The organism is Paraburkholderia edwinii (assembly GCF_019428685.1).
Taxonomy (GTDB): Bacteria; Pseudomonadota; Gammaproteobacteria; order Burkholderiales; family Burkholderiaceae; genus Paraburkholderia; species Paraburkholderia edwinii.
Genome location: NZ_CP080095.1, coordinates 1,249,980 through 1,274,402, shown reverse-complemented (window position 1 = coordinate 1,274,402; position 24,423 = coordinate 1,249,980). Strand labels below are relative to the sequence as shown.

The window sequence follows — 24,423 nt, the reverse complement described above, 5'->3', positions numbered from 1 at the left end:
AACATGTCTCCTTGAGGGGCAGCCTCGGATCGAATGAGGAATGCGCTTACGACAGCACTTTTGTATTTTATGTTAGCAGTATGTTCACGAAAGGGACAAGGTTGCGCGCCACGAAAATCGTGTTGAAAAGCTCGGGACTAACCCCTGGATGTGCGCGCGGAAATGCGGATGAAGACGTGCGTGAACCGCGTATGCGGCAGCGTCGCGCGCATGCACGGTGCAGTGCAAAAAAAGGGGGAGGACGAAGTGGAAAACGGCGGAGAAAGAGGGAGGTAGCGCCAGAATGATCCGCGCTGCCGCGCTGCAGCGGCGCCGGCAAGCGCGGGAAGCGCAGCGCGCTAAAAGCGCACGATCACGATCAGTTCAAGCCCCGCCCGCAAGCTTCAGCACATCGCGGGCGGTGTATTCGTCAGTAATCAAAACCGTCGGCTTGAGCAGCTTCAACGCGCCGGCAAGCGCGTGGACCTTGCCCGCGCCGCCCGCCGCGAGCACGCGCATCGGCACCTTTTTGATGATATCGAGCGGCACCGACATCACGCGCTCGTTGATCGGATGGTCGACGAGCTTGCCGTTCGCGTCGAAGAAGTTGCACAGCACGTCGCCGATCGCGCCGGCCTTCACGACCGACGCACGGTCCGCGTTCGTGATGAATTTCGACTGATGCGAGGTCTGATCCGCGCCGGTGCCGGCGGCGCCAAGCAATACGGCGTCGAGCGATTTCGCGAGCTCGAAAATATCGGCGAGGCCGCAGCGTTCGATCAGCGTCTGACGCGTCGCCGCGCTATCGACAAAAAGCGGCGCCGTCATCAGATAGCAGTCGGCCTGGAACAGTGTGGCGAGCCGCCACGCGAATTCGGCCGGATTGAACTTGCGCGCCTTCATGATGCCGCCGAGCAGCGAGACGATGGAAAGCCGATCGACGGCGCGCTCTTCGATAAACCCGAGCGAACTCACCAGCGTACGACCCCAACCGACGCCGATACGCATATCGGAGCGCACGAGCGAAGACACATACGCACCCGTCGCGGCCGCAATCGGCGCGGTCGCATCGGCGCCGCGCGCGGACAGCGGCACAACGATCGCCTCGTCGATATTGAAGCGCGCCTCCAGCTGGCGCTCGGCGTCGACGCATTCGGCGAGACGATCGCCGATCGTGATCTTCACCTCATTGCGTTCGCGTGCGGCGGCGAGCAGGCGCACGACTGTCACGCGCCCGACCCCAAGCTTCTGCGCGATTTCGTTCTGCGTCATCTCCTCGACGTAGTACATCCACGCCGCGCGCAACCGCAGGCGCTGCGTCGGATTCTGCTCGTCGTTTTCCACGCTCGGCGTGGAAATATTCGCCTTCGGCAAGCTCGGCTCCTATCATTAAAAAGTCGGCATCGACACTGAACAGTTGTGCTATCTTAACTTCAAATGTTTCATTGCAGACGCTCATCTCTGACGCTCATCTATACGCTCAGTCGTCGAGGGTTTTACCGAGCGCTTCATTGCGGCTTCACTGCGGCACTTCACCACTGGGTTTCACGCCGGGTTTGACACGAGTTTGACTTCGAGAAAGCCATGGAGACGAAATCGCTGTTGCCTCTGCAACTCTCGCGAGACATCAATCAGCTCGGCATCGCGCTGAAGGACTGCGCGAGGCAGTTGCGCTACGCGGCCCGCAATGTGCCGGGCCCGGTGCGTGGCGAAAACCCGAACGAAGCGCACACGGCGCAGGCCGCGCCGCGGCGCCCTCCGCTTACATCGCAGCGCTCGCCGCTCTCCTCGCTTCCCACGCTGTCCCTCGAATCAGTCGCGCATCTCGCCGACGATCTGCTCGAAAGCGCCGAATCGTTCGCGGGTCACGCAGTGCCGCCGTTGCAGGACCACTGGAAGTCGCCGGTGCCGTTGGCATCGCTCACCACTTATCTCGGTGCATCGAGCAGCGATACAAAGGCGCAGCGCAAATTTTCGATGTCGTACTACGCGGCCGCGAAGCGCATGATCATGCAATGTGGCGCCACCGACGTGCTGATCTTCGAACACCGCGTAAGCCACGCGCTCGACCATGCGCGCGCGGCGCTTGCGAGCTCGCGCGAACGTTCGATCCAGTCGTCGTTTGCAGGCGGCACGGCGGCGCCGGGCGCGCTTGCGCGGCCTTGCGCACAGCTCGCGGCATCGCTGATCGATCTGCAGCCGATCCGCAGCACGCGCTTCGATACGCTGCCCGACGTCAGCGCGCCGTGGTGGCTCGTTACCGAACCGAACACGTATGTGTTCCTGATGCTCACGGTGGCGTCGCTATGCAGGGAAGCGTGTCCGAACGGCATCGTCACCGAGCCCGACGCCGTGCTGCGCTTTTTCGCCGACGTGATCGGCGCGCGCGAAACGGCGCTGCGCACAGCATTGAAAGAGCGCGACCGTGTCGGCGCGCTCGCCGACGAGATCGCGCATATCGTGTCGCATCTGTGCTGATCGCCGCTTACCTCATCGTTGATCGCTGAACACGGGCCAGCCTGCCCGCAAAGGAGCCGCGCATGTTTCAGGCGCCGCGCAACAGCCACGTGCAGCCGCCCCGCGCGTGGGAACACGTCCAGAAATTGACGCTATGCCGCCAGTTGTTGCAGCAGTGCTGCGACGAATATGGCGCGCGTCACGGTATCCGCATCGAAATCGACAGCCGCCAGTTCACCGCGGCCTTCTTCGCGTGGATCGATGCGCTCGCGCACAACGACGGCTATCGCCAGCGCAATCCGCGCGACTTTTTCCAGTTCGCGTACGGTGTGCTGCTGCGCGATCTGCTGCACGAAAAGGCCGTGCGGGTCGTCGAAAATCCGCTGCTGCATTCGCTTGTAGACCCGCCAGACAGTGCGCCCGATCGCGCCGCTGACCGCATCACCGAAGTACCGCCGTCAGCGGACGATATCGCGCATTGGTGGCCGATCGGCTACATGCTCACGTACTTCTGCATCGGCATGTTGAAGCGCACGCTGCGCGAGGAATGCGGCTTCCCGGTCGAGCCGTCGGACGCGCTTGCGCAGCCCGCCGTATGGCAGTCGTTTCGCGAGAATATCGTCGAGGAGCCGGCGCTTGCGATCGCGTACTTCGACAAGTTCATGGGCATCGAGCCGAACTGGCGCGAGCCCGGTTTTGTCGCGAACCGGCCGGCGTCCGCGCGGCCATTGAAAAGCGTGCGACCCGTTTGATCGAGGCACGCGGCGCCTACGCCAGCGCCGCCTTCAGGCGCGCGCCGGCCAGCGGCAAATCGCGTATGCGTGCGCCGGTCGCATCGGCGATCGCATTCGCCAGCACGGCCGCCGCCGGTCCCTGCGACGCTTCACCGACGCCGAGAAACGGCAAGCCCGGCCGGTCGATCAGATGCACCTCGACGCGCTTCGGCACCGACGAAAACCGCATGATCGGATACGTGCTCCAGTCGTAGCTCGTGATGCAGCGCGTGTCGAAAGTCGTCTGTTCGTAGAGCGTCCAGCTGGTCGTTTGCAGAATGCCGCCTTCGACCTGGTTGCGCACGCCGTCCGGATTCACGATCTGCCCACAGTCGATCGCGGCCACCACGCGCTCGATATCGACGCGGCCCGTATCGCGGTCGACGGCAATTTCCATCGCGATCGCACAATACGCCATCAGGTTCTTGTACTTCGCGAACGCGAACCCGACGCCGCGGCTTTCGCCACCCGCAGGACTTGCACCCGCACGTGACGATTGCCCCGCGGCCGGCGCGCGCTTCTGCCATCCGAAGCGTTGCGCCGCAAGCTCGATCACATCACGCGCGCGCGGATCGTCGAGATGCTTCAAACGGAATTCGACCGGATCGGCTTGCGCGACGAGCGCAAGCTCGTCCATCAGACTCTCGATCGCGAAGATATTCATATGCGCGCCGAGCGAGCGCATCGCCGACACGCGAATCGGCATGTCCGGCAGAAAGTGACTCTGCACCTGCAGGTTCGGCACGCGATAGAGCGGAATGCTATTGCGATCGCCGCCGCCTTCGGGCATCGGAATCGGCTTCGGCGGCGCCGGCGTGAACGGCTGAGCGAGCAGTTGCGCGGGCAGCAGGCGCCCCGCATTGTCGATGCGGTTGTTATGCGTGTTGCTCCACAGCTCGTAGCGCCAGTCGACGATCGTGCCGTTCGCGTCGAGCGACGCGCTCGCATGTGTCGTCATCGCGGGGCCGAACGGCTCCCATGTGTGCTCCTGCTCGCGCATCAGCTGCACGCGCACCGTGCGGCCCGGCATCGCGCGCGCGATCAGCGCGGCATCGGCGGCCACATCGTCCGCGGCGTTGTGACCATAGCAGCCTGAGCCTTCCACGTGAATACAGCGCACCTGCGCTTTCGGCAGCGACAGCATTTCGGCAAGCCCCGCGCGCAGCGGAAAAACGCCCTGCGTATGCGACCACACGGTCATCGACCCATGGTCGAAACGCGCGAGCGCGCAGGACGGGCCGATCGAGCCATGCGTCATATACGGCTTGCTGTAGCGCACGTCGAGCGTATGAACGGCGGGCGCCGTCTGGCCGCTTTGATCGGCGACCTTGATTTCCTGCGCGGGCAGCCTGATCAGCGTTTCGTGGATCGTCGACGGATCGGGCAGCGGCGGCCCCGCGTGCCATCGCGCGGCGGCCATCAGCTCGCGCATCGCGACGATCGCCTGCCACTCGTCGCCGGCGACGACGGCGAGATAGTTGCCGTCGCGCACCACCTTGAGCACGCCGGGCAAGCGCTCGATACGCGCGGTATCGACCGATGCGAGCGTCGCGCCGTACGCGGGCGGGCGCACGACGCGCGCGTGCACCATGCCGGCCGGGCGCATGTCCTGGATATAGCTCTCGCCGCCCGTCACCTTGCCCGGAATGTCGACGCGCCGCAGCGAATGGCCGACCACATCAAATTGCGCGGGCGGCTTTAACGCCACGCCGGGCTGTGCGTTCCGATGCAGATTCGTGCCGCGCACCGCGTCGCCATACGACAGGCGGCGGCCGTCCGGCGCGATGATCTGGCCGCCTTGCGTGGCAAGCGTCGACGCATCGACCTGCAGCTGAGCGGCGGCCGTTTGCAGTAACAAGGTGCGCACTTGCGCTGCCGCGTTGAAGATCGCGGTGCCGCTGTCGGCCACTGAATGGCTGCCGGCCGTGTAACCTTCGTTCGGCGTTTCGCCGGTGTCGGCGGTAATCAGCGTGATCGCCTGCGGTTCGAGATCGAGCTGCTCGGCCGCGAGTTGCATAAACGCCGTGCTGATGCCGGTGCCGAGTTCGGCCTTACCCGTGCACACGGTGACCTTGCCCGCGGTGTCGATGCGAATCCATGCGTCGAGCGCCGGTGTCGTCTTCAGGCTACCCGGCAGTTTCGGCGCGGTCGCGGTGAAGGTACCGGCTTCCGTCGTTACGGTTTGCCCAAAGGCATCGCGCGGGCGCGGCAGCAGCGTGAAGCTGACGAGCAATGCGCCGGCGGTCAGGAAGCGGCGGCGGCCGGCGTCGATGTTCGGCTGATGCGCTTGACGTGCAGCTTCTTGCGCGGCGTTCTGCGCACCGTCCTGCGAAAGGTCCTGCGAAAGGTCCTGCGAAAGGTCCTGCGTAAGGTCCTGCATAAGGTCCGGTTCCGTATCGACGCCCCATACGCCGTCGTCTTTCATGACTGCGTCTCCGGTGACGCGTGCTGCCCGCTCATGTCCGATGCCGCTTGCCGGATTGCCGCGACGATCCGCATATGCGTGCCGCAGCGGCACAGATTCGGCTGCATGTGCGCGCGGATCTGCTCGTCGGTCGGCGCGCTCGTGCGCTCGAGCAGCACCTGCGCGCGCATCACCATGCCCGCGATGCAGTAGCCGCATTGCGCGGCCTGCTGATCGATAAACGCGCGCTGCAGCGGCCCCGGATGCTCGATCGTGCCGAGCCCCTCGATCGTGCGCACGGCCCGACCGCCGCACGCGGCGACCGGCAGCAGGCACGAAAACACCGGCTCGTCGCCGACGATCACCGTGCACGCGCCGCATTGTCCAAGCCCGCACCCGTACTTCGCGCCGTTCAGTTGCAACTGGTTGCGCAGCACATAGAGGAGCGGCGTCGACGGGTCGACGTCGATGTCGTGGCGCACGTTGTTGACGGTCAGCGTAATCATGGTTCGGCGGTCTCCTTTCTGATACGCGCGACCGCGGCGGCGTCGAGGTCCGGCCACGGCCCGTGCGCGCTGAAGCGCGCGCGCGTGTAGTTCACGACATCGGCGATCTGCGCGTCGGTGAAGGTTTGCGCGAACGGCGGCATGTAGTGCGCGGCGTCGCTGCCGTGCCAGTCGATACCGTCGAGAATCATCCGCACCGCGTTGCGCGGGCTGTTCGCGTTGACCGCCGTGCCTTGCGCGAGCGAGGGGCGCTCGCCATGCGTCGTCATCGGCGCGACGGTGCTGTGACACGATGCGCATGCCGCGTTGAAGAGTGTCGCGCCGCTGGCAAGCACGGCCGGCGGCGCCAGTTGCTCGAGGTCGGTCGCAAGTTTGCGCGCGGTGGTGGCCGCGGTGGCCGTGGTGGTGGCGGTGGCGGTGGCTGCGGTGGTGGCTGCGGTGGTTGTTGCGGTGGTTGTTGCGGTGGTTGTTGCGGTGGTTGTTGCGGTGGTTGTTGCGGTGGTTGTTGCGGTGGTTGTTGCGGTGGTTGTTGCGGTGGTTGTTGCGGTGGTGGCCGGTGTGGTTGTCGCGGTGGTTGTCGCGCTGCTTGCAGCTGGCGGCGTTTGCAGCGACATCACATACGTTGCGATCGCTTCGGCGTCCTCGCGCGGCGCCTTCGCTAGCGACTGCGTGACGGGCAGCATCGGTCCAGCGGCCGCGCCGTGCTCGCTTGCAAAACCGGTACGCAGATACGCGACGAGCTGCGTATGCGTCCACGGCGTCGGCGCTTGCGAGAGCTTCGTCAACGCGGGCGCATCCCAGCCTTCGAGCGTGCCGCCCGCGAAAGGCGCGTCGCGCTTTTCGGCGCCGAGCTTGTTGAGCGGCGTATGACACGCGGCGCAATGCGCGACACCGTCGACAAGATAACGGCCGAGCTGCCATTGCACTGCGTATGCGCTATCGACGTTGTCGCTATCGGCACGGTACGACGCGCCGGCATCGGTGGACGTAGCCGATACTGCAGCGCCCTCCGGCGTTGGCACCGGGCTTGCCGCCGAAGTCGGCACCGAGCTTGGCACCGAAGTCGGCACCGAAGTCTGCATCGAAGCAGATGCAGCGGCCGACATCACCTCGGACGAAACGGCTGGCGAAACAGCAGGCGCCGCTTCGCCGCGCTCAGGCCCGCGCCTCAGAAAAAGCATATTCCAGCCCGCGACGAGCGGCCGGAAATTCAGCGGGAACGTGAGCCGGTTCGACGGCGCAATCGCATGCACGGGCTCGCGCGACATCATGAATGCATAGAGGTCGGCGATATCCGCGTTGGTCATATGTGTGAAGTGTGGATACGGAAAAGCCGGGTACAGCAGATGCCCATCGCGCGATACGCCGTCACGCATCGCGCGCCTGAACGCATCGAGCGGCCAGCCGCCGATGCCGGTTTGCGGATCGGGCGTGATGTTGGTGACGTAGATCGTGCCGAAAGGCGTCTGCAGCGGACGGCCACCCGCGTAAGGCTTACCGTGCGCCGCCGTGTGGCACACGATGCAGTCGCCGAGCGCCGCGAGGCGCGCACCGCGCGCAATCTGCGCGGTGTCGGCCGCCAGCTCGGGCGGCGGCGCCGTCGTCGGATCGATCGCGGGCTCCCATGCGCGCGACATCCCCGCGGCAACCGCAAGCACGATAGCGACGAAGACGATCTTCCCTTTCATTCGATCTCCGGACGTGGCGCCCTCGACGATACAGGCTTGCCCTTTCAGCAAGCCTTATCGCGACGCCGTGGTGCGGGCGCGTCTCTTCGGTTGATGCTGGTTATCGATTCCGCGGTCTGCTCCGCAGTCGAGTCGTATGATGCGTCCGCCAAATAAAAGTTGCTCGACAAACCTCGCGTACTGACCAGCTATATCGATACCCGGTTCGCCAAAAAATCTGACGACGATAGTCGCCGCGGATGTCACGCGCATGGCGGACGCTGATGTGTGGCTTCGACACCTTGCACATCGTTGCGGATACATCCTGTCGTCAAAGCGGTTCAGACGCCGGGATGAACAGCGCTGTCGCGCTCGCCGGTCGACCGCGATGGGCACCCGGGCAGATCATGGCTGTGAGCAGCGACGGAATGCAGGATCGCGCGAGCGCTCGATGCATCGTTGAAGCATACGGCCTGCTCGAATGCGCAAGGGGATTGCGCCGCCCAGACGCAAGCGTCGATACACGCGCGCAGTTCATCGGCCTGGGTCGACAGCGCCTGCCATTCGCCGCCGAGCAGTTGCGAAAGTGGCGTCGTTAGGCTCGGCTCGCGCTGCTCGAGTCTCGTCACGATAAAGTCGATCGCCGCCAGCGTGTCGCGCAAGCGATACCCGTACACAGGCTCGTGATGCGCGATCCGGTTGCGCGCCTGATAGACGTGCTCGAGTTGCACGGCGACGTCTGCGCGCCGCAGCGCTTTGTCCGGAAAAATGCGCTTCAACACCGGCCGCCATAGCGACGACTCATATTCCGGCGAGAACAGGCGCTTCCAGAAAGACAGCGACAGCTGCGCGACCACCTGGCTGTTCGGTACCGACAGCGCATGCTGCCGGATCTTCGCGTGCTGTTCGCGCGTCAGGTATGCGGGCACGCCGTTGCGGAACACGCGCGCGACGATTGCGTGTTTTGCGGCCGTGTCCAGCTTCGCGTACGCCGCGCGCTGCGCGCTGGCAATCGCCTGGCCGATGCGCGTTTTCTCCGGATCGCGCCAGACGAACGGCGCGCGCGGATGACGCGGCCAATCGCCGGTACCGAAGTACGCTATCAGCGCGTCGGAGATCGTATTACGTAGCGCGATCTCCACCACGGCAATCACGCACATCAGGCTGCCGCCAACGCGCAACGTCTGCTGATGAAGCTCGACGGCCGGCCGAAGCGAGCCGGACAGCGCAAGGAACTGAGCGAGGCGATCGCCTGACAACAGCGTGGTGACGGAGGCGAGTGCCTCATCCGAGAGTTGCATTGACGAGTGTCCTTTTTCCAGGTACGATCTGGTTCGTTAAGTCGGGATCAGTGTCGGCAGCTACCTTCGGGAAAGCGGACCCCCGGCTTCTTATTCAAGGGCGTCACTTCGGTGACGCCCTTTTCATTTGGGTCTTCATTTGCGCGCAGTAATTGCGCGCTGCTGGCCTGCTTCCGCTGGTCTGCGTCCGCTTCATCCGCTTGTTCGCTGCATGGGTCCGCTGCGCGTTCTACCTCTCGCGCGACACCGACACACATCTGCTTTCTACAGAGAGATCACGAGTGCTCCCAGTGCGTCGATTATCCTTTTGCTTCGCACGTAATGCACTTCGTCCGGATGGCCGATCGTCCATTCGGCCAGGCGCTTTTCCCTTGCAATTTCGCGTGTTTTCTACTTCGCCTCCGCGCGATTCGCGCGCAACGGAAAAATAAGCAGCGCGGCCAGCACGCCGATCACGCCGCCAATCACGGTCTCCCACAAGCGCGCAAACAGATACGGCACTGAGTGAATGCCATCCGCGGCCAGCGTGATCATGAGGATGAACGCGAAGGCGCCGCATGCGACGTCGTAGCGCTCGGGCAGGCTCATCGCATAGACGATCATCGCGAGCGCCGCGAAAGCCCAGACGACGAGTGGCGCATGCTCGGCCAGCGGCAGGCACACAATGCCAAGCGGCACGCCGACTATCGTGCCGACGATGCGCTGTCGCGTGCGTTGCACAGTGGCCGTCGCCGATGCGGCAACGACGAACGTGCAGCCGGTAATCGCCCACTCCGATTCCTCGAGCCCGATCATCCGGTTCAGCGCGACGATGATCAACGCGCCCGTGGCCGCCTGCAGGCCCATCACGAATTCAGGCGGCCAGCGCCGCGCAAAGCCGGGCGGCACCGGCGGCACCGCAGTAAATGCCGCGAGCAGCGCCGGATGCTCGGCCGGCCCGCTCAGCAGACGCGGCACGATCGAGCCGAGCATCGCAATCAGCACCGCCACGCCGATTGCCGGCACGTCGGCCGGTCCGAGCGTCATCGCGGACGCATAGAGCTGGCCAATATAGATTTGCGCGCCGATGCCGGCGCCAAGCACGCCGAAGCGCTTCATATAGCCGACGCAGAATGCGCCGCTGACGAGCACGATTTCCGGTCCCGCCCGGCCCGCACTGTGCAGGAACGGAAACAGCGCGGCATAGACGGCCGCGCCGATGCCGGCCGCGATGCACAGCAACCCAAGATCGCGGCTCGATTCGGCGCGCGTGGTCTTCGCTTCGAACACGCTTGCCCAGAGCGCGATGCTCGCGGCAAGCGTCGACAGCGTGGCGCTCTGGTGCACATCGCGCGTGACGTCGTGCAATGCACCGAGTGCGGCGGCAATGCCGTAGGCGGTGACGAGGCGCAGCCCCTTTACGCGACGATGCGTGCCCGGGTCGATCCGATCGAACCACGCCCCGAGCGCACGCGAAGGTTGCGCGAAGAGACGCCGCGTCCACGCCTGAATCGCGGCAGCGGGGCCGCCGGGCATGCGGCCCGCATCGGCCCGCGCGGTCTGCGCGCCGTCGCCGGGCCGCGCTTGCCTTGCATCGACCTGCTCATGATCGTCCATGACATCGACACCGCCGGTAATCGACACAGTGTCTTTATAGACGCTTTGCACGCCGTACCGCAATGGCGGGAAGCACCGTACGCAAGGCGGCGCCGCAATGGGCAGACGCAGTCGAGACGCCGCGCGCCGGTCACAGCGATCATCGTTGCCGCGGCGGATTGCCGGGCTGCATGGCGAACGCGGTGGGATTCAGTTCGATATGCAGAATCACGAGCCAGCGCTTCGGGCAATCCATGGCGATCTGCAGCGCGCGCTCCTTGCCGTCGTTGATGGCATCGGTGATCTTCACATAGCCCTGCTTGCGCGCGAACGCGAACGCGCGGCGTGCATCGGCCTGCAGCCACAACGAGAGCAGACCGCACGTCATGCAGCTGAAAATCCACACCATCTGATGCGGCAGCGCGCTATCGACCTGCTGCGCGACATACGTAAACACAGTCGTCAGCACCTGATTGACCGCAAACGCGATCGCAATCACCTTGCACATGCCGCGCAGCATCATCAGCGGCCGCGCGTACACGATCAGCGCGCCGGCGCTATCGGTTCGATTCATGCGATTCATGCGGCACGCGGAAAAGTCGGGCACGGCAATTCGAGGCGGCGCGACCAGTTCGCCAGCGTGCGCGCGGCGACCGGCGGCTTGCTCAGAATCGCGCTGTCGTAGCCGCGATCGGCAAAGCGCATCACGTCGATGATGCGAAAACCCTGGCTGCGGTAGAAGTCGAGCAGGTGCGCGGCCGGATACGGCGTATCGAGCGCAAGCTGCGCGTAGCCGCGGGTGGCGGCCCAATGTTCGGCAAACGCGATCAGCGACTTGCCGATGCCGCGGCTTTGCCATGCGGGTTCGACGCCGAACTGGCGCAGCGTCGCGACGTTCTCGACGCGGTAGTGTTCGCAGGTCGACTCGAGGTCGCGCGCATAGAGCGTCATCGTGCCGACCACCTGGCCGCCGCAGACGGCGACGAAGCAATCGCCAGCTCGCGCGCGCTTTTTCGTCGCCTGCGGCGTTTGCCCGACGCACAGGCAGTTCAGCCCCATCATGCCGAGCCGCGCGAACGCGCGGTGCAGCATCGCGGTCAGTTGCTCGTACGAGTCGCGCGACGGGTCGAAGCGCCGCAGCACGACGCTGCCGGCGCCGCTGCCACGCTGAACGGTTGCGATGCGGGAAGCTTGTTCTGTCTGATTCTCAGCCGCTACGCGTTGCTTATGCATGGATACCTCCAGACTTCGCGTGTTGCGCGAAGTCCTGACTTCAGTGAAACGTTGGTTGAATTCCCGGCGGTGTTCCGCTCCGCGCGCGCTGCCGGCGCACCGGCAGCCGCGCATCATGTTCACGCCCCGCTCCGCCTTAATGCGCGCCCACCATTTCCGCGCGCAAATCCTGCAGCGCGTTGCGGGCCTGCAAGAGCCGCTCGACCAGTTGCGCCGACGCGCGCGTGATCGGCATGCGCGTTTCGTCCGTGAGCGGATGGTCGAATGCGAGCATCGCCTTGATCGCCGCGGGGTTGGGCGCCGCGAACAGCAGCCGCAGCAACGGCACGAGATTGTCGAAAAGCCGCTTCGCATCGTCGACATGGCCGTCACGGTGCAGTTCGCCCACTTCGACGAGCAGGTCCGCGCACACATGCGCGCTCGCGAGGATGCCGCCCGCGCCGCCCGCGTCGAGGCACTCGATAAACGCGTCGTCGGTGCCGCACAGCACGTTGACCGGCTGGCCGCGCAGCGCGGCGAACTGGTCCTTCACACATTCCTTGATCGCGACGATATTGTCGAACTCGAGCAGCCGGCTAACGGTTTCCGTGGCGATCCTGACGCCCGTGCGATGCGGCACGTCGTACAGCACGATCGGGCGTTCGGTTGCGCACGCAACCTGTTCGAAATGCCACTGCACGCCGGCCTGATCGGGGCACACGTAGGCGGGCGCCGAGACGAGATAACCGGCGCAATTCCAGCGCTCGTAGCGCCCGATCTCGCGCACCACGTCGCGCGTATCGAAACCGCCCGCACCGATCAGCACCGGCAGACGGTCGCCGACCACGTCGAGCAGCGCCTGCAGCACCGTGACGCGTTCGCTTTCGGACAACAGGGCAGCCTCGCCCGTGGTGCCGAGCGCGACAAAGCCGCTGATCTCGGTACGCAGGTAGTAGTCGGCGAGACGCTGCAAACCTTCGATATCGACATCGCCGTTGCGAAACGGTGTGACGATCGGCAGCCAGATACCGGAGTACATCAGTGCGCCTCTTTCAAAGAGCCGATACGCTTGAGCGAGCCGATCAGAGCCTCGGGCACCGATGCGATCAGCGTATGCATCGTGAAATCGAGGTCTTCGGGCGCGATGGAGAAGAGGACACGCACGCCGTCACGGACGACTTCCGTGCCGACGACGTAGACGCCGAGTGGCGAGTGCAGCAGGGATTTGAGTTGCGAGCGCGCTTCGCTTTCGGTTTCCCGGATCAGGGTAACGGGCAAAAGCACACGCGACAGCGGAAAGGGAATGACGTTGTTGCTGCGCTGGACAGGCTGCTGGAGGGACTGTTGAGCAGGCTGTGAAGCGGTCTGTAAAGCGGGCCGTAAAGCAGACTGTAAAGCGCGTGAAGGGGAGCGTACGGAATCGGGGACTTCGGACGGTTGAGAGAGAGCCATGGTGAGCGGTCAATCCCGCAGTGGTTGGTCAAGACAGTTACGAGATTAGTCCTGCCGGTATAAATGCGGTGCAAAAAAGCGGCAGCCCGGCGAAAAAATACAGTGCAGACACTGACAGTTTCCCTGCGGCTGCCGGCAAGGCAGGCATCCTGTCAATGCCTGCCTGTCTAGCGACTTTTAACACCCTCTTAACACCCTCTTAACACCGCTTCAACTTGATGACCCGCGAAATCTGACCTACCGTGAAGCTGCTGTTACGCGCGTAAGGCGCGCATTCGAGCGGCGCCGTCAGCGACTGGTCGGGCGCGTACTGGCCGACATAGCGGAACCGGTCGGTTTCCGAGCGGATAAATACCGGAATCGGGTTTGTCTGCCTGGCGAGGGTGCGGCCGGCGGCACGCGCGGCCGCCCCGCTGTTGCAAAGAACCACGTCAGGCGCCTGCGGGTTTAAATCCATTCGCAGACACGCGGCCACCACCTTGCCGCGCCGGGTCGGCAGGAAGGCCTGCTTGCTGCCGCCGCACACTGTGTGAATATATTCGCGTGAATAATCTTTGCCGATTTCGAATTCGTCCATGAAGGCCTCCAGAAATCCGCTCGAAGCGAAGCCGCTTCAGCGGAGAGGCCAAGACAATAACGAATTGCGTCTAAAGCACTTATAAATTCGGTGCAGGGCGCAATAAAGGACGAATATCTTTTCGTTGCGTTGCCGCCTATTCCGGCGTCATTCCTGCTCGCACACGCGCGCAAGCGCCCGATCCATCGCCACCGCATATAACGGATCCAGTGCATGGCTCGTCACATAGTCTTGCGTCGCGCGCGCCAGTTGCGCGCTGCAATCGGCCTGCGCGCGCAAGGTCTTCGTATCGGCGAGCTGCTTGATAAAGCCTTGCTGCAGACGGTCCAGTTCCGGACGAATGTCCTTCTTCAGGTCCACGCGCTTTTCGTCGGGCGCGTGGCCTTCGCGGTGCCATTGCGCGAGTAACCCGTATTGCACCAGTTTATTGGCTTCAATCTGATCGGCGAAGAAATGCGTGGCGAGCTGCGTCGGCACGCCGAGCGCGCGCGCTTCTTCGGCGGCCGCCTTGATCACGTCCGCCTCGCGCGGCAGGTCTTCAACCGGCTTGCGCGAGTCCCACTTCGACAGCGCGACCTGCCGCGCGATATGCAAGCGCGCAACGGTCATATCGAGCAGCGGAAGAAATGCCTGGTTGTCCGCCGGCGCGCTTTCGGACGGCGGCGCGGCGAACAGCAGAACAGCGGCGAGCGGAGTAACCAGTAAACGCGTTTTTTGAAAACTGAACTTCAGCATCGGTCGGGTCCTTATGCGGGTGGATGCGGGCGCTGGAACAACGAGCCCGCTGACGTGCGGGCTGCGCCCGGAGCCCCCATAACGGCTAGCACCAAGGCCTTATTCCACAGCAGTCGAACTTTCATTAGGTCCGCACGCGGGTGCCGTCAGCGGGGCGCATCTTCGACAAGTTTGTCCACCATACGTTCAGGACTCGCAGCGTATGATCACCCGTTAGAACCGGTAGTCAAGCTTCAGCGTCGCCGCCTGTGCCGATGCGTGACTGGTTGCAATCAATGCGTCGTAACCGACCGACACCGTGAGCGCTTTGGTCGGCTGCATGCTGACACTGACACCCGTGGTGAACTGATCGCGCGGCAAGCTCGTGCCCGGCGCGGCGAACAGTGTGCCGTCCTGCGCGCCGACCGTGACGACGCGCCCGGTACTGAGCAGTTCGCGCGCGTAGCCAACCCGCAACTCCAGATTAACGGGCTTTAACTGGTTACCAAAGCTTTTGTCAAAAGTGATTTGCGCATACGGCTGCAAACTGCGCACATTGTCCGTGCCGACGTTCAGATCCTGGCCGTTCGCGCCGCTCTCGCTAAAGCCGTTGGCATGCAGATACGAAAACCGCATGCCGATACGCGGCGTGACCGTCATGCCGCCGATCGCAAGCGGCATTGCGGCCTGCGCGGCAGCCGTCGCTTCCTGGCCGATATGATCGCCTTCGGCGGTGCCGATCCCAGCGAACGGCCGCTTCTGCGACAGGAAATCGATGCCCGCGCCGACTACGCCCGACACCTCGACCGGCCCGATCGTGCGGCCGCCGTAGAACGCCGCGCGCAACGTATCGGTCGTACCGGAATCGCCAGTGCTGTCTTCGCTGATGTCGCTGTGGTTGTAGCTGCCGGAGAAGCCAACCGTATACGCGCCGACCTGATGATCGAGGCCCGCGATAAAGCCGTAATTACGCGCCTCGAACCCGGGTTGGCCGTTCGTGCCGTGCACCTTCGTCTGCGAACCGGTCGCGTTGATCCATACCGACTGGCGCGACGCCGCTGCGCCGGCAAGCGGCAGGCGCTCGAGCAGTGCGGCGTTCGCCATTTGGGCCGACAGTGCGAGGTTCGTGCCGAGCGCGGTGAAGATGCTCGTATCGAGCGGCGCGACGACCGTCGTGCCGCTGCCGGGCGCGCCGCCGTCAGCGGGCGGATCATCGCCGCCCGGTTGCTGCTGCGCGTCGCCGGTCAGCACGAGATCGACTTCATTCGCGCTGTATTGCACCGACTGCTGCAGCGTGCCGAGTTGCGCGCCCGAAGCGACCGTGCTCGACACGGTGGAAAAGGTTCCGGTCACGCCGGCGCCCGCCGTCACGATCGCATAGCGGTTCGCCTGATACGTGCCCGGGTCGTACAGCACGTGCAGTCCGCCGTTGAGCGCGGCCGTACCGCCCACATGCAATTGCGAGCCCGAGGTCGGGCTCACCTCGATCGCAAGCGACGCGTTGCCTGCCTGCGTGTAGTTGCCGCCAACCGTCAACGTACCGATCGAACCGCCCGGCATCACGACGCCGTTATTCGTCACGTTGCCGGTAATCGAGCCGTGACCGCGCAGCGTGCCCGGCGCGTCGACGATGACATCGCCGCCGAGCTGCGCGCCCGTATTGTTGATATCGCCGACCGCGAGCGCGCCCGACATGACCTCGGTCACGCCGGAAAACAGATGGCTATCGCCGTTCAGCACGACCGAGCCCGTGCCTTGCTGCTCGATGCGCCCCGCGCCCGTGATGTTGCCGGCGTAGGTAATCGCATCAGGCCGGTTGAACACGAGCAGACCGTCGTTGACGGTATTGCCGACCAGATCGCCTGCCGCCGTGCCCTGCCCGATCGTCAGAATGCCGCCCGACGACACCACCGGATTCGTCAGCGATCCGAACAGGTTTTGCGTGCCGCCGGACAGCACCTGCGTGCCGCTCACCGACGCGCCGCTCGACACGACCTGCGTGCCGCCGCTTGCGACGATCGAGCCATTGGCGGTGCCGCCCGACTGCACGTCCTGCGTGCCGCCCGATGCAACCATGGTGCCGGATGTGACGCCGCCCGCGCCGACCGTTTGCGTGCCGCCGGACGAGACCATCGTGCCGGACGTGACACCGCCCGAGCTGACCGTTTGCGTGCCGCCCGACGCGACCATCGTGCCGGACGCAATGCCACCGGAGCTGACCGTCTGCGAACCGCCGGATGCGACTGTGGTGCCCGATGTGGCGCCGCCCGAGCCGACCGCCGTGCCGCTCGCCGTGCCGCCACTCGCCACCGTCTGCTGCGCGCCGCTGCCGACCGAGGTGTTCACGGTCTTCCCGCCCGACGACACCACTTCGCTGCCGCCGCTGCTGAGTACCGTGCCGCTCGCGGTACCGCCGGCAACGATCGATGTGCCGCCGCTCGCGACGTGCGTGCCGCTTGCCATGCCGCCCGACATCACGACGCTCGAGCCGCCGTTGCCGACCGATGTGCTGCTTGCGGCGCCGCCCGACGAGACGAGTTGCGTGCCGCCGCTCAGCAGCGTGCCGCTCGTCTTGCCGCCCGACGACACGACCTGCGTGCCGCCGCTGTCCACCTGCGTGCTGTTCGCGGCACCGCCCGACGACACCGCCTGTGCGCCACCGCTGCTCACATGCGCGCCGGTCGCGTTGCCGCCCGCTACGTTCTGCTGGCCGCCCGACTTCACCTGTGCGTTCTGCGACGAGCCGCCCGAAGAGACGATCTCGACACCGCCGCTGCCGATCTGCGTGATGCTCGTCACGCCGCCCGAACCGACCGACACGCTGCCGCCCGCGGACGCCGTGGTACCGCTCGCGGTGCCGAATACCGTCTGCGAGCCGCCGTTCGTTACCGTCGTGCCGACCGTCGTGCCGCCGCGCGACACGACTTCGGACCCGCCATCGACCACCGAACCGCTTGCGGTGCCGCCGGACAGCACGTTCTGCACGCCGCCTGCGTTCACGGTCGTGTCCAGCGCCGTCCCGCCGCCGGATATAAACGTGGTACCGCCGCTGCCGACTGATGTGTTGCTCGCCGTGTCGCCTGACAACACGGTCAACTGGCCACCGTTTTCGACCAGGACGTTCACCGCCTGACCATTAGAGATTACGAACGACGAGTTCGAGTTGGTACCGGATACGGTGGCCGACGTATTGGTGATCAGCGCGGCGCCGGCGAACTGCATGACGTCCGTCGCCGTACCGCCGCCGGACACAGCGAGCGTCCCGCCCCTCGACACGGTGGTCAACGATGCGCTGCCGCCGGTCAGCACCGTCTGCAGTCCGCCGCTCGCGACCGTCGTGCTTACCGTCATACCGCCCGACGAAACGATCTCCTGCCCGCGGCTGCCGACCGTGGTCGACGTGGCACTGTTGCCGGCTAGCACCGTCAACTGGCCGCCGTTCTCGACGATCACCTTTTCCGCGTCGCCGTTGACGATGCTGAACGACCCACTGGCGTTCGTACCGCTGACGGTTGCCGACGTGTCGGTAATCAGCGCCGCCCCTGCGTTTTGCGTCACATTCGTCGCGGTGCCGCCGCCCGACACGACCAGTTGGCCGCCGTTGTTCACGGTCGTGGACGTCGCCGTGGCGCCCGACGAAACAAGCAATTGCCCGCCATTGCTAACCGTCGTGTTGTCCGCGCTCGCTCCGCTCTCAATGGTCGCGTTGCCGCGTGTGCCGATCTGCGTGCCGCTCGCGCTCGTTCCGTTCAGCACATCGAGCGAACCGCCGGCTTCGAGAAATACCCCCTGCGAGACGCCGTTCGAGATCGAGAACTGATTCGTCACGCCGCTTACGGTGTTCGTGCCATTCACGGTGGCCGACGTATTGGTGATCAGCGCGGCGCCGGCCTGCTGCGTGACGTTGGTCGCCGTGCCACCCGACGACACCGCGAGCGTGCCGCCGTTGCCGACCGTCGTCGAATTGGCCGAGCCGCCCGCCAGCACCACCGCAGACCCTTGATTGACGATGTGGGTACTGGTCGCGGAGTTGCCGGACAGCACGGTCAACGAGCCGCCGTTTTCAAGCAGCACACCGTTCGCCAGACCGTTTGAAATCGAAAACGCGCCACTGCTATTGACGCCGTTTGCGGTCGCCAACGTGTCCGCCGTGAACGCAGCGCCACCCGACTGATCGATCGCGTTCGCGATGCCGCCTGCGGATACCGTGATCGCACCGCCGGAGAACACCGTCGTACCGCTGGCGATCGCGCCTGACGATACGATCTGCTGTCCACCGCTGCTGACTGTCGTGCCGCTTGTCGTACCGCCCGACGATACGGCCTGCCGTCCGCCGCCGCTGACGATCGCACCGATCGTGACGCCGCCACCCAGCACGTTTTGCGTGCCGCCGCCGACGACGATCGTCGACGTATCGGTGCCTTGCACGTTCTCGATGCCGCCACCGCTGACCGTCGCGCGCGTCACGCTGCCACCCGACAATACGTTTAACGTGCCACCGTTATTCACAACCGCGCTGATTGCCGAGCCGCCGGCGCTAACGTTCTCAGTCCCGCCGCTGATATTCGTCGCGCTCGCGACGCCGCCCGACGATACGTTCAACGTGCCGCCCGCGCCGACGGTCGCCGACGTATCGGTGCCCGCGAGATTTTCGATGCCGCCCGCGCTGATCGTGGTGCGCGTAGCGGTCGCGCTGGTCGACACGTTCAGTGTGCCGCCATTGACGTTCGCGCCGATCGCGGACCCGCCGCTGCCGACCGAGCTCTGTGCGCCGCTGAGCACCGTCGTCGCGCTCGCCGTCCCGCCCGCGGACACAATCTGCGTCGCGCCGCTCGACAGCGTGGCAGAGATGTCCTTCCCCGCCACCGCATCGACGCCGCCCGACAGGACCGTCGTGCGCGTCGCACTGCCTCCCGCGAGCACGTTGATGCGTGCGTCCGCGCTGACCGTGGTCCCGCTCGCGACGCCGCCCGACGATACGGACACGGCGCCGCTGCTGTCGACTATCGTGCCGTTCGCGACGCCGCCGCCGAAGATCGTCTGGGTCGACCCGCCGCTCACGAGCGTGCCGGTTGCGATGCCGCCCGACAAAACCTGCTCGGACGCGATGCCGAGCAGGATCGTGCCGCTGACCATCCCGCCCGCCGACACCTGATCGATGCCGCCGCTCACGACCGCACCGTTCGCCGTACCGCCGGACACGATCAGGGTGCCACCGGCACCGACACTCGTGCCCTGCGCGACGCCGCCCGCGAGAACGGCTTGCACGCCGGCAGCGCCGACGCTCGTGCTGCTGGCCACCCCGCCCGACTGCACGTTCTGCACACCGCCCGCGGTCACGCTATCGCCGATCGTCGTGCCGAGCACGTTCTCGACATTGCCAGCGCCGATCGTCACGCCAATTTCGCTATCGCCCGCGCCGACCGTCGTCTGGGCGAGCGCGCCGGGCGCAAGCCACGGCTGCGCCGTCAGCGCCGCGAGCAGCATGCCGAAGAGGCGCGAACACCGGCGATAGCGTCGGCCAAAGGCGCGCACGGCATAGACGCGGCGCCAGGTGAATGGCTTCATTCTTGGTTCTTCCCCGAATTCCTTACTGCTTTTCTTGTGCTTCTTGTTTTGCTGCTTCGTCTTTTTATCGCTTTGCTTCTACTACTTCGGCAGCCGGCGCCTGGTCTTTAGCGCTTTGTTGCTGCGACGATGGACGTTCTCGATGTTTGGGCGAGTCAATCCGCCGCCACGGCCTCCGGCTGCTCACTGAACCCCGGAATCCGCCGGATCGTGTTCATCACCTGCTCCGCCGTGATGAGCCGCGTGCATTCGAATTGCCGCGGCGTGTTCGCGTGGCGCGGACACCAGAGGAAGTCGTGGTGATCGAACTGCACGCGCACGTCGTTCCAGCAGCTATTGCACGTGTGGTAGTTGATCACGCGATACGGCGTGTCGAATTCGTTGGTCGGATGCGTAAAGCCGCTGATCATCACGACCGGGGTGCGCATCGTCCATGCGAGCCACGACAGGCCGCTGCTCAGGCCGACGAAAAACTCCGCATGCTTGAGCCAGCGCGCGCGTTCGGCGAGCGGCCGGTCGCCGGTGAAATCCTCGGACCCGTACGGTATGTGATTCCACACGACGCCGCTGCCATGTGTCGCTTTCTGGTCGATGCAGATTACGCGGTAACCGTTCTGCTTCAGAAACTGCACAATTTCGCGCCAGCCGGTCGGGTTGTTCCAGTATTTGCACTGCGTCGTGCTTTGCGCGGCGATACAGACGTATTTCTCGGGAATCGGCCGGCTGTCGTCGGGCAGGACGATTTGCGAACGCGCTTCCTGCGGATCGACGCCGAGAATATAGGCCGCTGTGCGGTGCAGGCCGACGAGTCGGAAGTCGCACGGCTGGCGCACGTTCGCATCGTCGGTGAAGAACAGGCCGATGTTGTAGGTGGCGTAGAAGGCGTTCGGGTCGATCGCGTCGGGCGCCGCGAACGTGATCGACGGGTACGCATCGCGGAACAGCGGGATCAGCGCGTCGGCCATCACGCAGGTCAACCGGCAGCGATGCTGCGCCTCGAATTTCGCGACATACGGAAACCAGCCGAGCGTGTCGCCGAGCGTGCCGACCGGCAGATGCACGAGCACCTCGCGGCCGGTCAGATTGAGACGATGGCGGAACACCTCATTGCCTTGCGACGAGACCTCGATCTCGAACGGCACGAAGTATTTCTTGCTGCTCGCGACGACGCCGGCCGCCAGCTGCGTTTCAAACAGCGGATTCGCCGTGGCCGTGTCGCGCAGCACCACGCGCCATTCGGCGTCGCCGGGCGGCAGCGTCACGCGGCAGCCATCGTTGAAGTCGAAGCGGATGCCGGCTGGACCTTCCTGTGTCGGCACGGACGGCGGGCTTTGAATGGGCTGTCCGCCTTCGCCCTTGGCCGCATTAGCTGCATTAGCCGCGCTATCGGTCGGTGCAGCGTGGCCGGCACTATCGGCGTTCGAGGCTGGCGCGGCTTGTGCGGCGTCAGCCGCGGCTTCCGGGCCGGCCGGCTGATCCGGCGCGGCGGCCAAACCGGCGCTTGCGCCGGCGGGCACTTCGCCCGGTGCTGCGCGATCGGCGGACCCCACCGCCGTGCGCGACTGCGCGTCTGCTTGAGACATAATCGATCCGAATGATGACGACACCGAATGGCCTTGTACTTGTGATTCGCGCTTTTCCGGTCGCCGTTATGCGAAAAACCGGTTATTTAACCATTGGCCGATATCACCCGCAACAGGTGAAACGCGCAGATTTCGGCCGCGATCGAGGAGCAGCCGATGAGCGTGAGCATCGTGCAACTGGGTACGCCGCGTGCCGCCGACGAAGGCCTGCGCATCGGCACGGTGCGGCGTCCGCCGCGCGGCGTGCCGAAAAGCGAGTTCGGCAAGCGCAACTACTACGACGTCTGGCTGCCGATCCTGTCGCCGACGCCGGAGCTCGTGAGCGAGGCGCTCGCGGCTGAAACCGACCGCGAATGGGCCGCGTTCGCGCGCAAATTCCGCGCACAGATGAATAGCGGCGACGCGTCGAAAGTGCTCGACACACTCGCCGCGCTCTCGACCACCACGAATTTTTCGGTCGGCTGCTATTGCGACGACGAAAACCGCTGCCATCGCAGCATCCTGCGTCAGCTGCTGAAAGACCGCGGGGCCGAGGTGAAATGAACCTCGTGAAATGAACCTCGTGAAATGAGCCTGTGAAATGAGCCAGTGCGCTGGATTTCAGCCCGCAGATTTCTGGCGCGCTGAGTGCAGCCCAATCAATTCAGCGCGACGAACTCGTACGCGAAACCCGCCGCATCGGTTCCCTGACATAGGTGTCAAACACCTGATTCGCCGCAACCGGCTTGCCGAACAGGTGCCCTTGCATGACGGTCGCACCGAGCTCGCGCAGCGCGTCGGCCTGTGCCCGCGTTTCGACGCCTTCGATCACGCAGGTCATGCCGAGGTTCTGGCAAAGCTCGACGATGCTCTTTACGATCGCGCGCGCGGTCGGCTCGCGATCGATCCCGGCGATGAAACTGCCGTCCACTTTTACCTTGTCGATCGGCAGGCGGTGCACGCTATTGAGGCTCGAAAAACCGGTGCCGAAGTCGTCGAGCGAAATGCGCGCGCCCAGTTTCTTCAGCGCGTCGAGTGCGGTGCGCGCCTGGCCGAAATCCTGGATCAACGCGGTTTCGGTAATCTCGAAGTCGATCCGGTGCGGGGCGACGCTGCTGGCGAGCGTGGTGCGGATCACGCGGTCGAGCGCGCCTGGCGAGGTCAGGTCGCGCGCCGACAGGTTGAACGAAATGCGCACGACCTCGGGCCAGTTGCGCGCGGCATCGAGCGCCTTGCGCAGCAGCACTTCGGTTAGCGCATGAATCAGGTCGCAACGCTCGGCGACCGGGACAAACACAGACGGCGCGACCACGCCGAGTTCGGGGCTGGTCCAGCGCGCGAGCGCCTCGAACGCCATGATCTCGCGCAGCGCCGTATCGTAAATGGGCTGGAAATGCAGCGAGATTTCGCGTTCGTAGTCCGCGCGTCGCAGGCATTCCTCGATCCGGCTCAGGTGGCGGATCTGCGTTTCATGCTCGGGCGAGAAAATCACCGTGCCGCCGCGCCGGTGCGACTGCGCGAAATGCAACGCGTAGTACGCGCGCTCGACGAGCTGGGTCGTCGTTTCGCCGGCCTCGGGGAAGTTCGCGAAGCCGATCGACGTCGAGAGCCGCGCCGAGCCTTCCGGCAGCGCATACGGGCGTTCGATCGCGCCGCACAGCCGGTCGCCGAGATCGAGCAGTTGCCGGTAAGCCGTTGCGCCGACCACGATCAGCCCGAACTCGTCGCCGCCGATGCGCGCGACGCTCAGTTGCGGTGTCACCTGCGCGGCGAAACGCCGGCCTGTTTCGATCAGCACGCGGTCGCCAAACGCATGCCCGTACAGATCGTTGATCCGCTTGAAGCCGTCGAGATCGACCACGCCGATGGCGAGACTTCCCGGCGCGCGCGCCTGGCCCTGCAGCGGCACGAGATGCTGGTCGAGGTCCGCGAAGAAACGCCGGCGGTTCGGCAGGCCCGTCAACGCATCGAGATTCGCAAGCCGGAAGTTGTCGTCGGAAAGGCGCTGCGTTTCCGCATGCTTCGCGCGCAGCTGGATCTGAGATTCGACGAGATTCCGGAAATCGCGGTAGTAGATGAGCAGGATCAGCACCATCACGACCGCGACCAGCAGCACGTTGACCGCGATCGCGACGAGCACCGGGTTATGCGTCGACGCGAAAAAGAGCGCAAACGGCACGATCACGATGGTGGTTAGCAGCAGCGCGGCAAAGCGCATATGCATGAGACAGAAGATGCAGCCGATCACTGTCATCGCCATGTAGAACGCGACGTGGCTGCGCGCGTACGCGTCGCCGTAAGGGTACAGCGACAGCGCCCAGGCGACGAATGCGGTACCGATTCCGGCGATCATCCACACCATCGTGCGCAAACGCCGCGCGAGCGCTTCGTCGGAGAGCATACGGCGCCTCGAGTGCAGCCACACCGCGACGCGCCCGATGCAAAACAGGCACAGCAGTGCCGGCGCATACACCGACAGATAGACGGGCGCGACACCGAAATGCGTGATCGCGACCGTCACCGTGTTGACGATCAGAACCGCGTAAAGCAGAGGCACCTGCTGCAGGAACGCGCGATATTGCGAGCGACGCAGTTCGAGGCGAACCGCCGGTGCGATGCGCGAACCGGACCATCTCTTGAAGAAAGACATGCGTGCCCCGTTGCATTGGCGCGGTT

18 protein-coding genes are annotated in these 24,423 nt (G+C 64.9%); 3 read left to right on the top strand and 15 right to left on the bottom strand.

Features of this window, described 5'->3' with window-relative positions; all coding sequences use genetic code 11:
* Window positions 1-363 precede the first annotated feature (363 nt).
* A complete protein-coding gene (locus KZJ38_RS05580; protein ID WP_219799154.1) occupies window positions 364-1,353 on the bottom strand; it encodes a sugar-binding transcriptional regulator in 990 nt (329 codons plus the stop codon).
* 210 nt (window positions 1,354-1,563) lie between these two features.
* On the opposite strand from KZJ38_RS05580, the gene KZJ38_RS05575 reads away from it, so the two are divergent.
* The gene (locus KZJ38_RS05575; protein WP_219799153.1) at window positions 1,564-2,457 is read left to right on the top strand and encodes a hypothetical protein; all 894 of its coding nucleotides are present in this window, start codon (window positions 1,564-1,566) and stop codon (window positions 2,455-2,457) included.
* Window positions 2,458-2,519: 62 nt separating this feature from the next.
* Window positions 2,520-3,188, top strand: coding sequence for a hypothetical protein (locus KZJ38_RS05570; RefSeq protein WP_219799152.1), 669 nt, complete (start codon window positions 2,520-2,522; stop codon window positions 3,186-3,188).
* 16 nt (window positions 3,189-3,204) lie between these two features.
* Here the strand turns inward: KZJ38_RS05570 and KZJ38_RS05565 are convergent, their stop codons facing one another.
* The 13 genes from KZJ38_RS05565 to KZJ38_RS05500 all read right to left on the bottom strand — a co-directional run bounded on the left by KZJ38_RS05565 (window position 3,205) and on the right by KZJ38_RS05500 (window position 21,768).
* Entirely contained in the window at window positions 3,205-5,634 is a 2,430-nt protein-coding gene (locus tag KZJ38_RS05565; protein ID WP_246641653.1) for a xanthine dehydrogenase family protein molybdopterin-binding subunit, read from the bottom strand.
* Complete coding sequence (locus KZJ38_RS05560) at window positions 5,631-6,119, bottom strand: (2Fe-2S)-binding protein (RefSeq protein WP_219799151.1); 489 nt, start codon at window positions 6,117-6,119, stop codon at window positions 5,631-5,633. The genes KZJ38_RS05565 and KZJ38_RS05560 overlap by 4 nt, the downstream gene beginning before the upstream one ends.
* Complete coding sequence (locus KZJ38_RS36390; protein ID WP_246641652.1) at window positions 6,116-7,807, bottom strand: cytochrome c; 1,692 nt, start codon at window positions 7,805-7,807, stop codon at window positions 6,116-6,118. The genes KZJ38_RS05560 and KZJ38_RS36390 overlap by 4 nt, the downstream gene beginning before the upstream one ends.
* A gap of 320 nt (window positions 7,808-8,127) precedes the next feature.
* Window positions 8,128-9,087: a hypothetical protein gene (locus tag KZJ38_RS05545; protein ID WP_219799150.1), complete on the bottom strand. Its 960-nt coding sequence runs from the start codon at window positions 9,085-9,087 to the stop codon at window positions 8,128-8,130.
* Between the two features lie 390 nt (window positions 9,088-9,477).
* Window positions 9,478-10,602 (bottom strand): FUSC family protein, encoded by a 1,125-nt coding sequence (locus KZJ38_RS05540; RefSeq protein ID WP_219800131.1) that lies wholly within the window; start codon window positions 10,600-10,602, stop codon window positions 9,478-9,480.
* 220 nt (window positions 10,603-10,822) lie between these two features.
* A complete protein-coding gene (locus KZJ38_RS05535; RefSeq protein ID WP_246641650.1) occupies window positions 10,823-11,236 on the bottom strand; it encodes a hypothetical protein in 414 nt (137 codons plus the stop codon).
* Between the two features lie 5 nt (window positions 11,237-11,241).
* Complete coding sequence (locus tag KZJ38_RS05530; protein WP_219799149.1) at window positions 11,242-11,895, bottom strand: GNAT family N-acetyltransferase; 654 nt, start codon at window positions 11,893-11,895, stop codon at window positions 11,242-11,244.
* A gap of 136 nt (window positions 11,896-12,031) precedes the next feature.
* Window positions 12,032-12,913: a 4-hydroxy-tetrahydrodipicolinate synthase family protein gene (locus KZJ38_RS05525; protein ID WP_219799148.1), complete on the bottom strand. Its 882-nt coding sequence runs from the start codon at window positions 12,911-12,913 to the stop codon at window positions 12,032-12,034.
* Window positions 12,913-13,326, bottom strand: coding sequence for a hypothetical protein (locus KZJ38_RS05520; protein WP_219799147.1), 414 nt, complete (start codon window positions 13,324-13,326; stop codon window positions 12,913-12,915). The genes KZJ38_RS05525 and KZJ38_RS05520 overlap by 1 nt, the downstream gene beginning before the upstream one ends.
* 199 nt (window positions 13,327-13,525) lie before the next feature.
* Window positions 13,526-13,903 carry a DUF6697 family protein gene (locus tag KZJ38_RS05515; protein WP_219799146.1) on the bottom strand — a complete coding sequence of 126 codons (378 nt, stop codon included), beginning with the start codon at window positions 13,901-13,903 and terminating at the stop codon, window positions 13,526-13,528.
* A gap of 147 nt (window positions 13,904-14,050) precedes the next feature.
* A complete protein-coding gene (locus KZJ38_RS05510) occupies window positions 14,051-14,638 on the bottom strand; it encodes a chorismate mutase (RefSeq protein ID WP_219799145.1) in 588 nt (195 codons plus the stop codon).
* Window positions 14,639-14,851: 213 nt separating this feature from the next.
* Window positions 14,852-20,185 (bottom strand): AIDA repeat-containing protein, encoded by a 5,334-nt coding sequence (locus KZJ38_RS05505; RefSeq protein WP_219799144.1) that lies wholly within the window; start codon window positions 20,183-20,185, stop codon window positions 14,852-14,854.
* Between the two features lie 155 nt (window positions 20,186-20,340).
* Window positions 20,341-21,768: an autotransporter strand-loop-strand O-heptosyltransferase gene (locus KZJ38_RS05500; protein WP_246641649.1), complete on the bottom strand. Its 1,428-nt coding sequence runs from the start codon at window positions 21,766-21,768 to the stop codon at window positions 20,341-20,343.
* A gap of 156 nt (window positions 21,769-21,924) precedes the next feature.
* On the opposite strand from KZJ38_RS05500, the gene KZJ38_RS05495 reads away from it, so the two are divergent.
* A complete protein-coding gene (locus KZJ38_RS05495) occupies window positions 21,925-22,311 on the top strand; it encodes a DUF488 domain-containing protein (RefSeq protein WP_219799143.1) in 387 nt (128 codons plus the stop codon).
* A 100-nt stretch (window positions 22,312-22,411) separates the two neighbouring features.
* Here KZJ38_RS05495 and KZJ38_RS05490 read toward each other — a convergent pair whose 3' ends face one another.
* Window positions 22,412-24,397 (bottom strand): putative bifunctional diguanylate cyclase/phosphodiesterase, encoded by a 1,986-nt coding sequence (locus KZJ38_RS05490; protein ID WP_219799142.1) that lies wholly within the window; start codon window positions 24,395-24,397, stop codon window positions 22,412-22,414.
* Window positions 24,398-24,423: the final 26 nt, after the last annotated feature.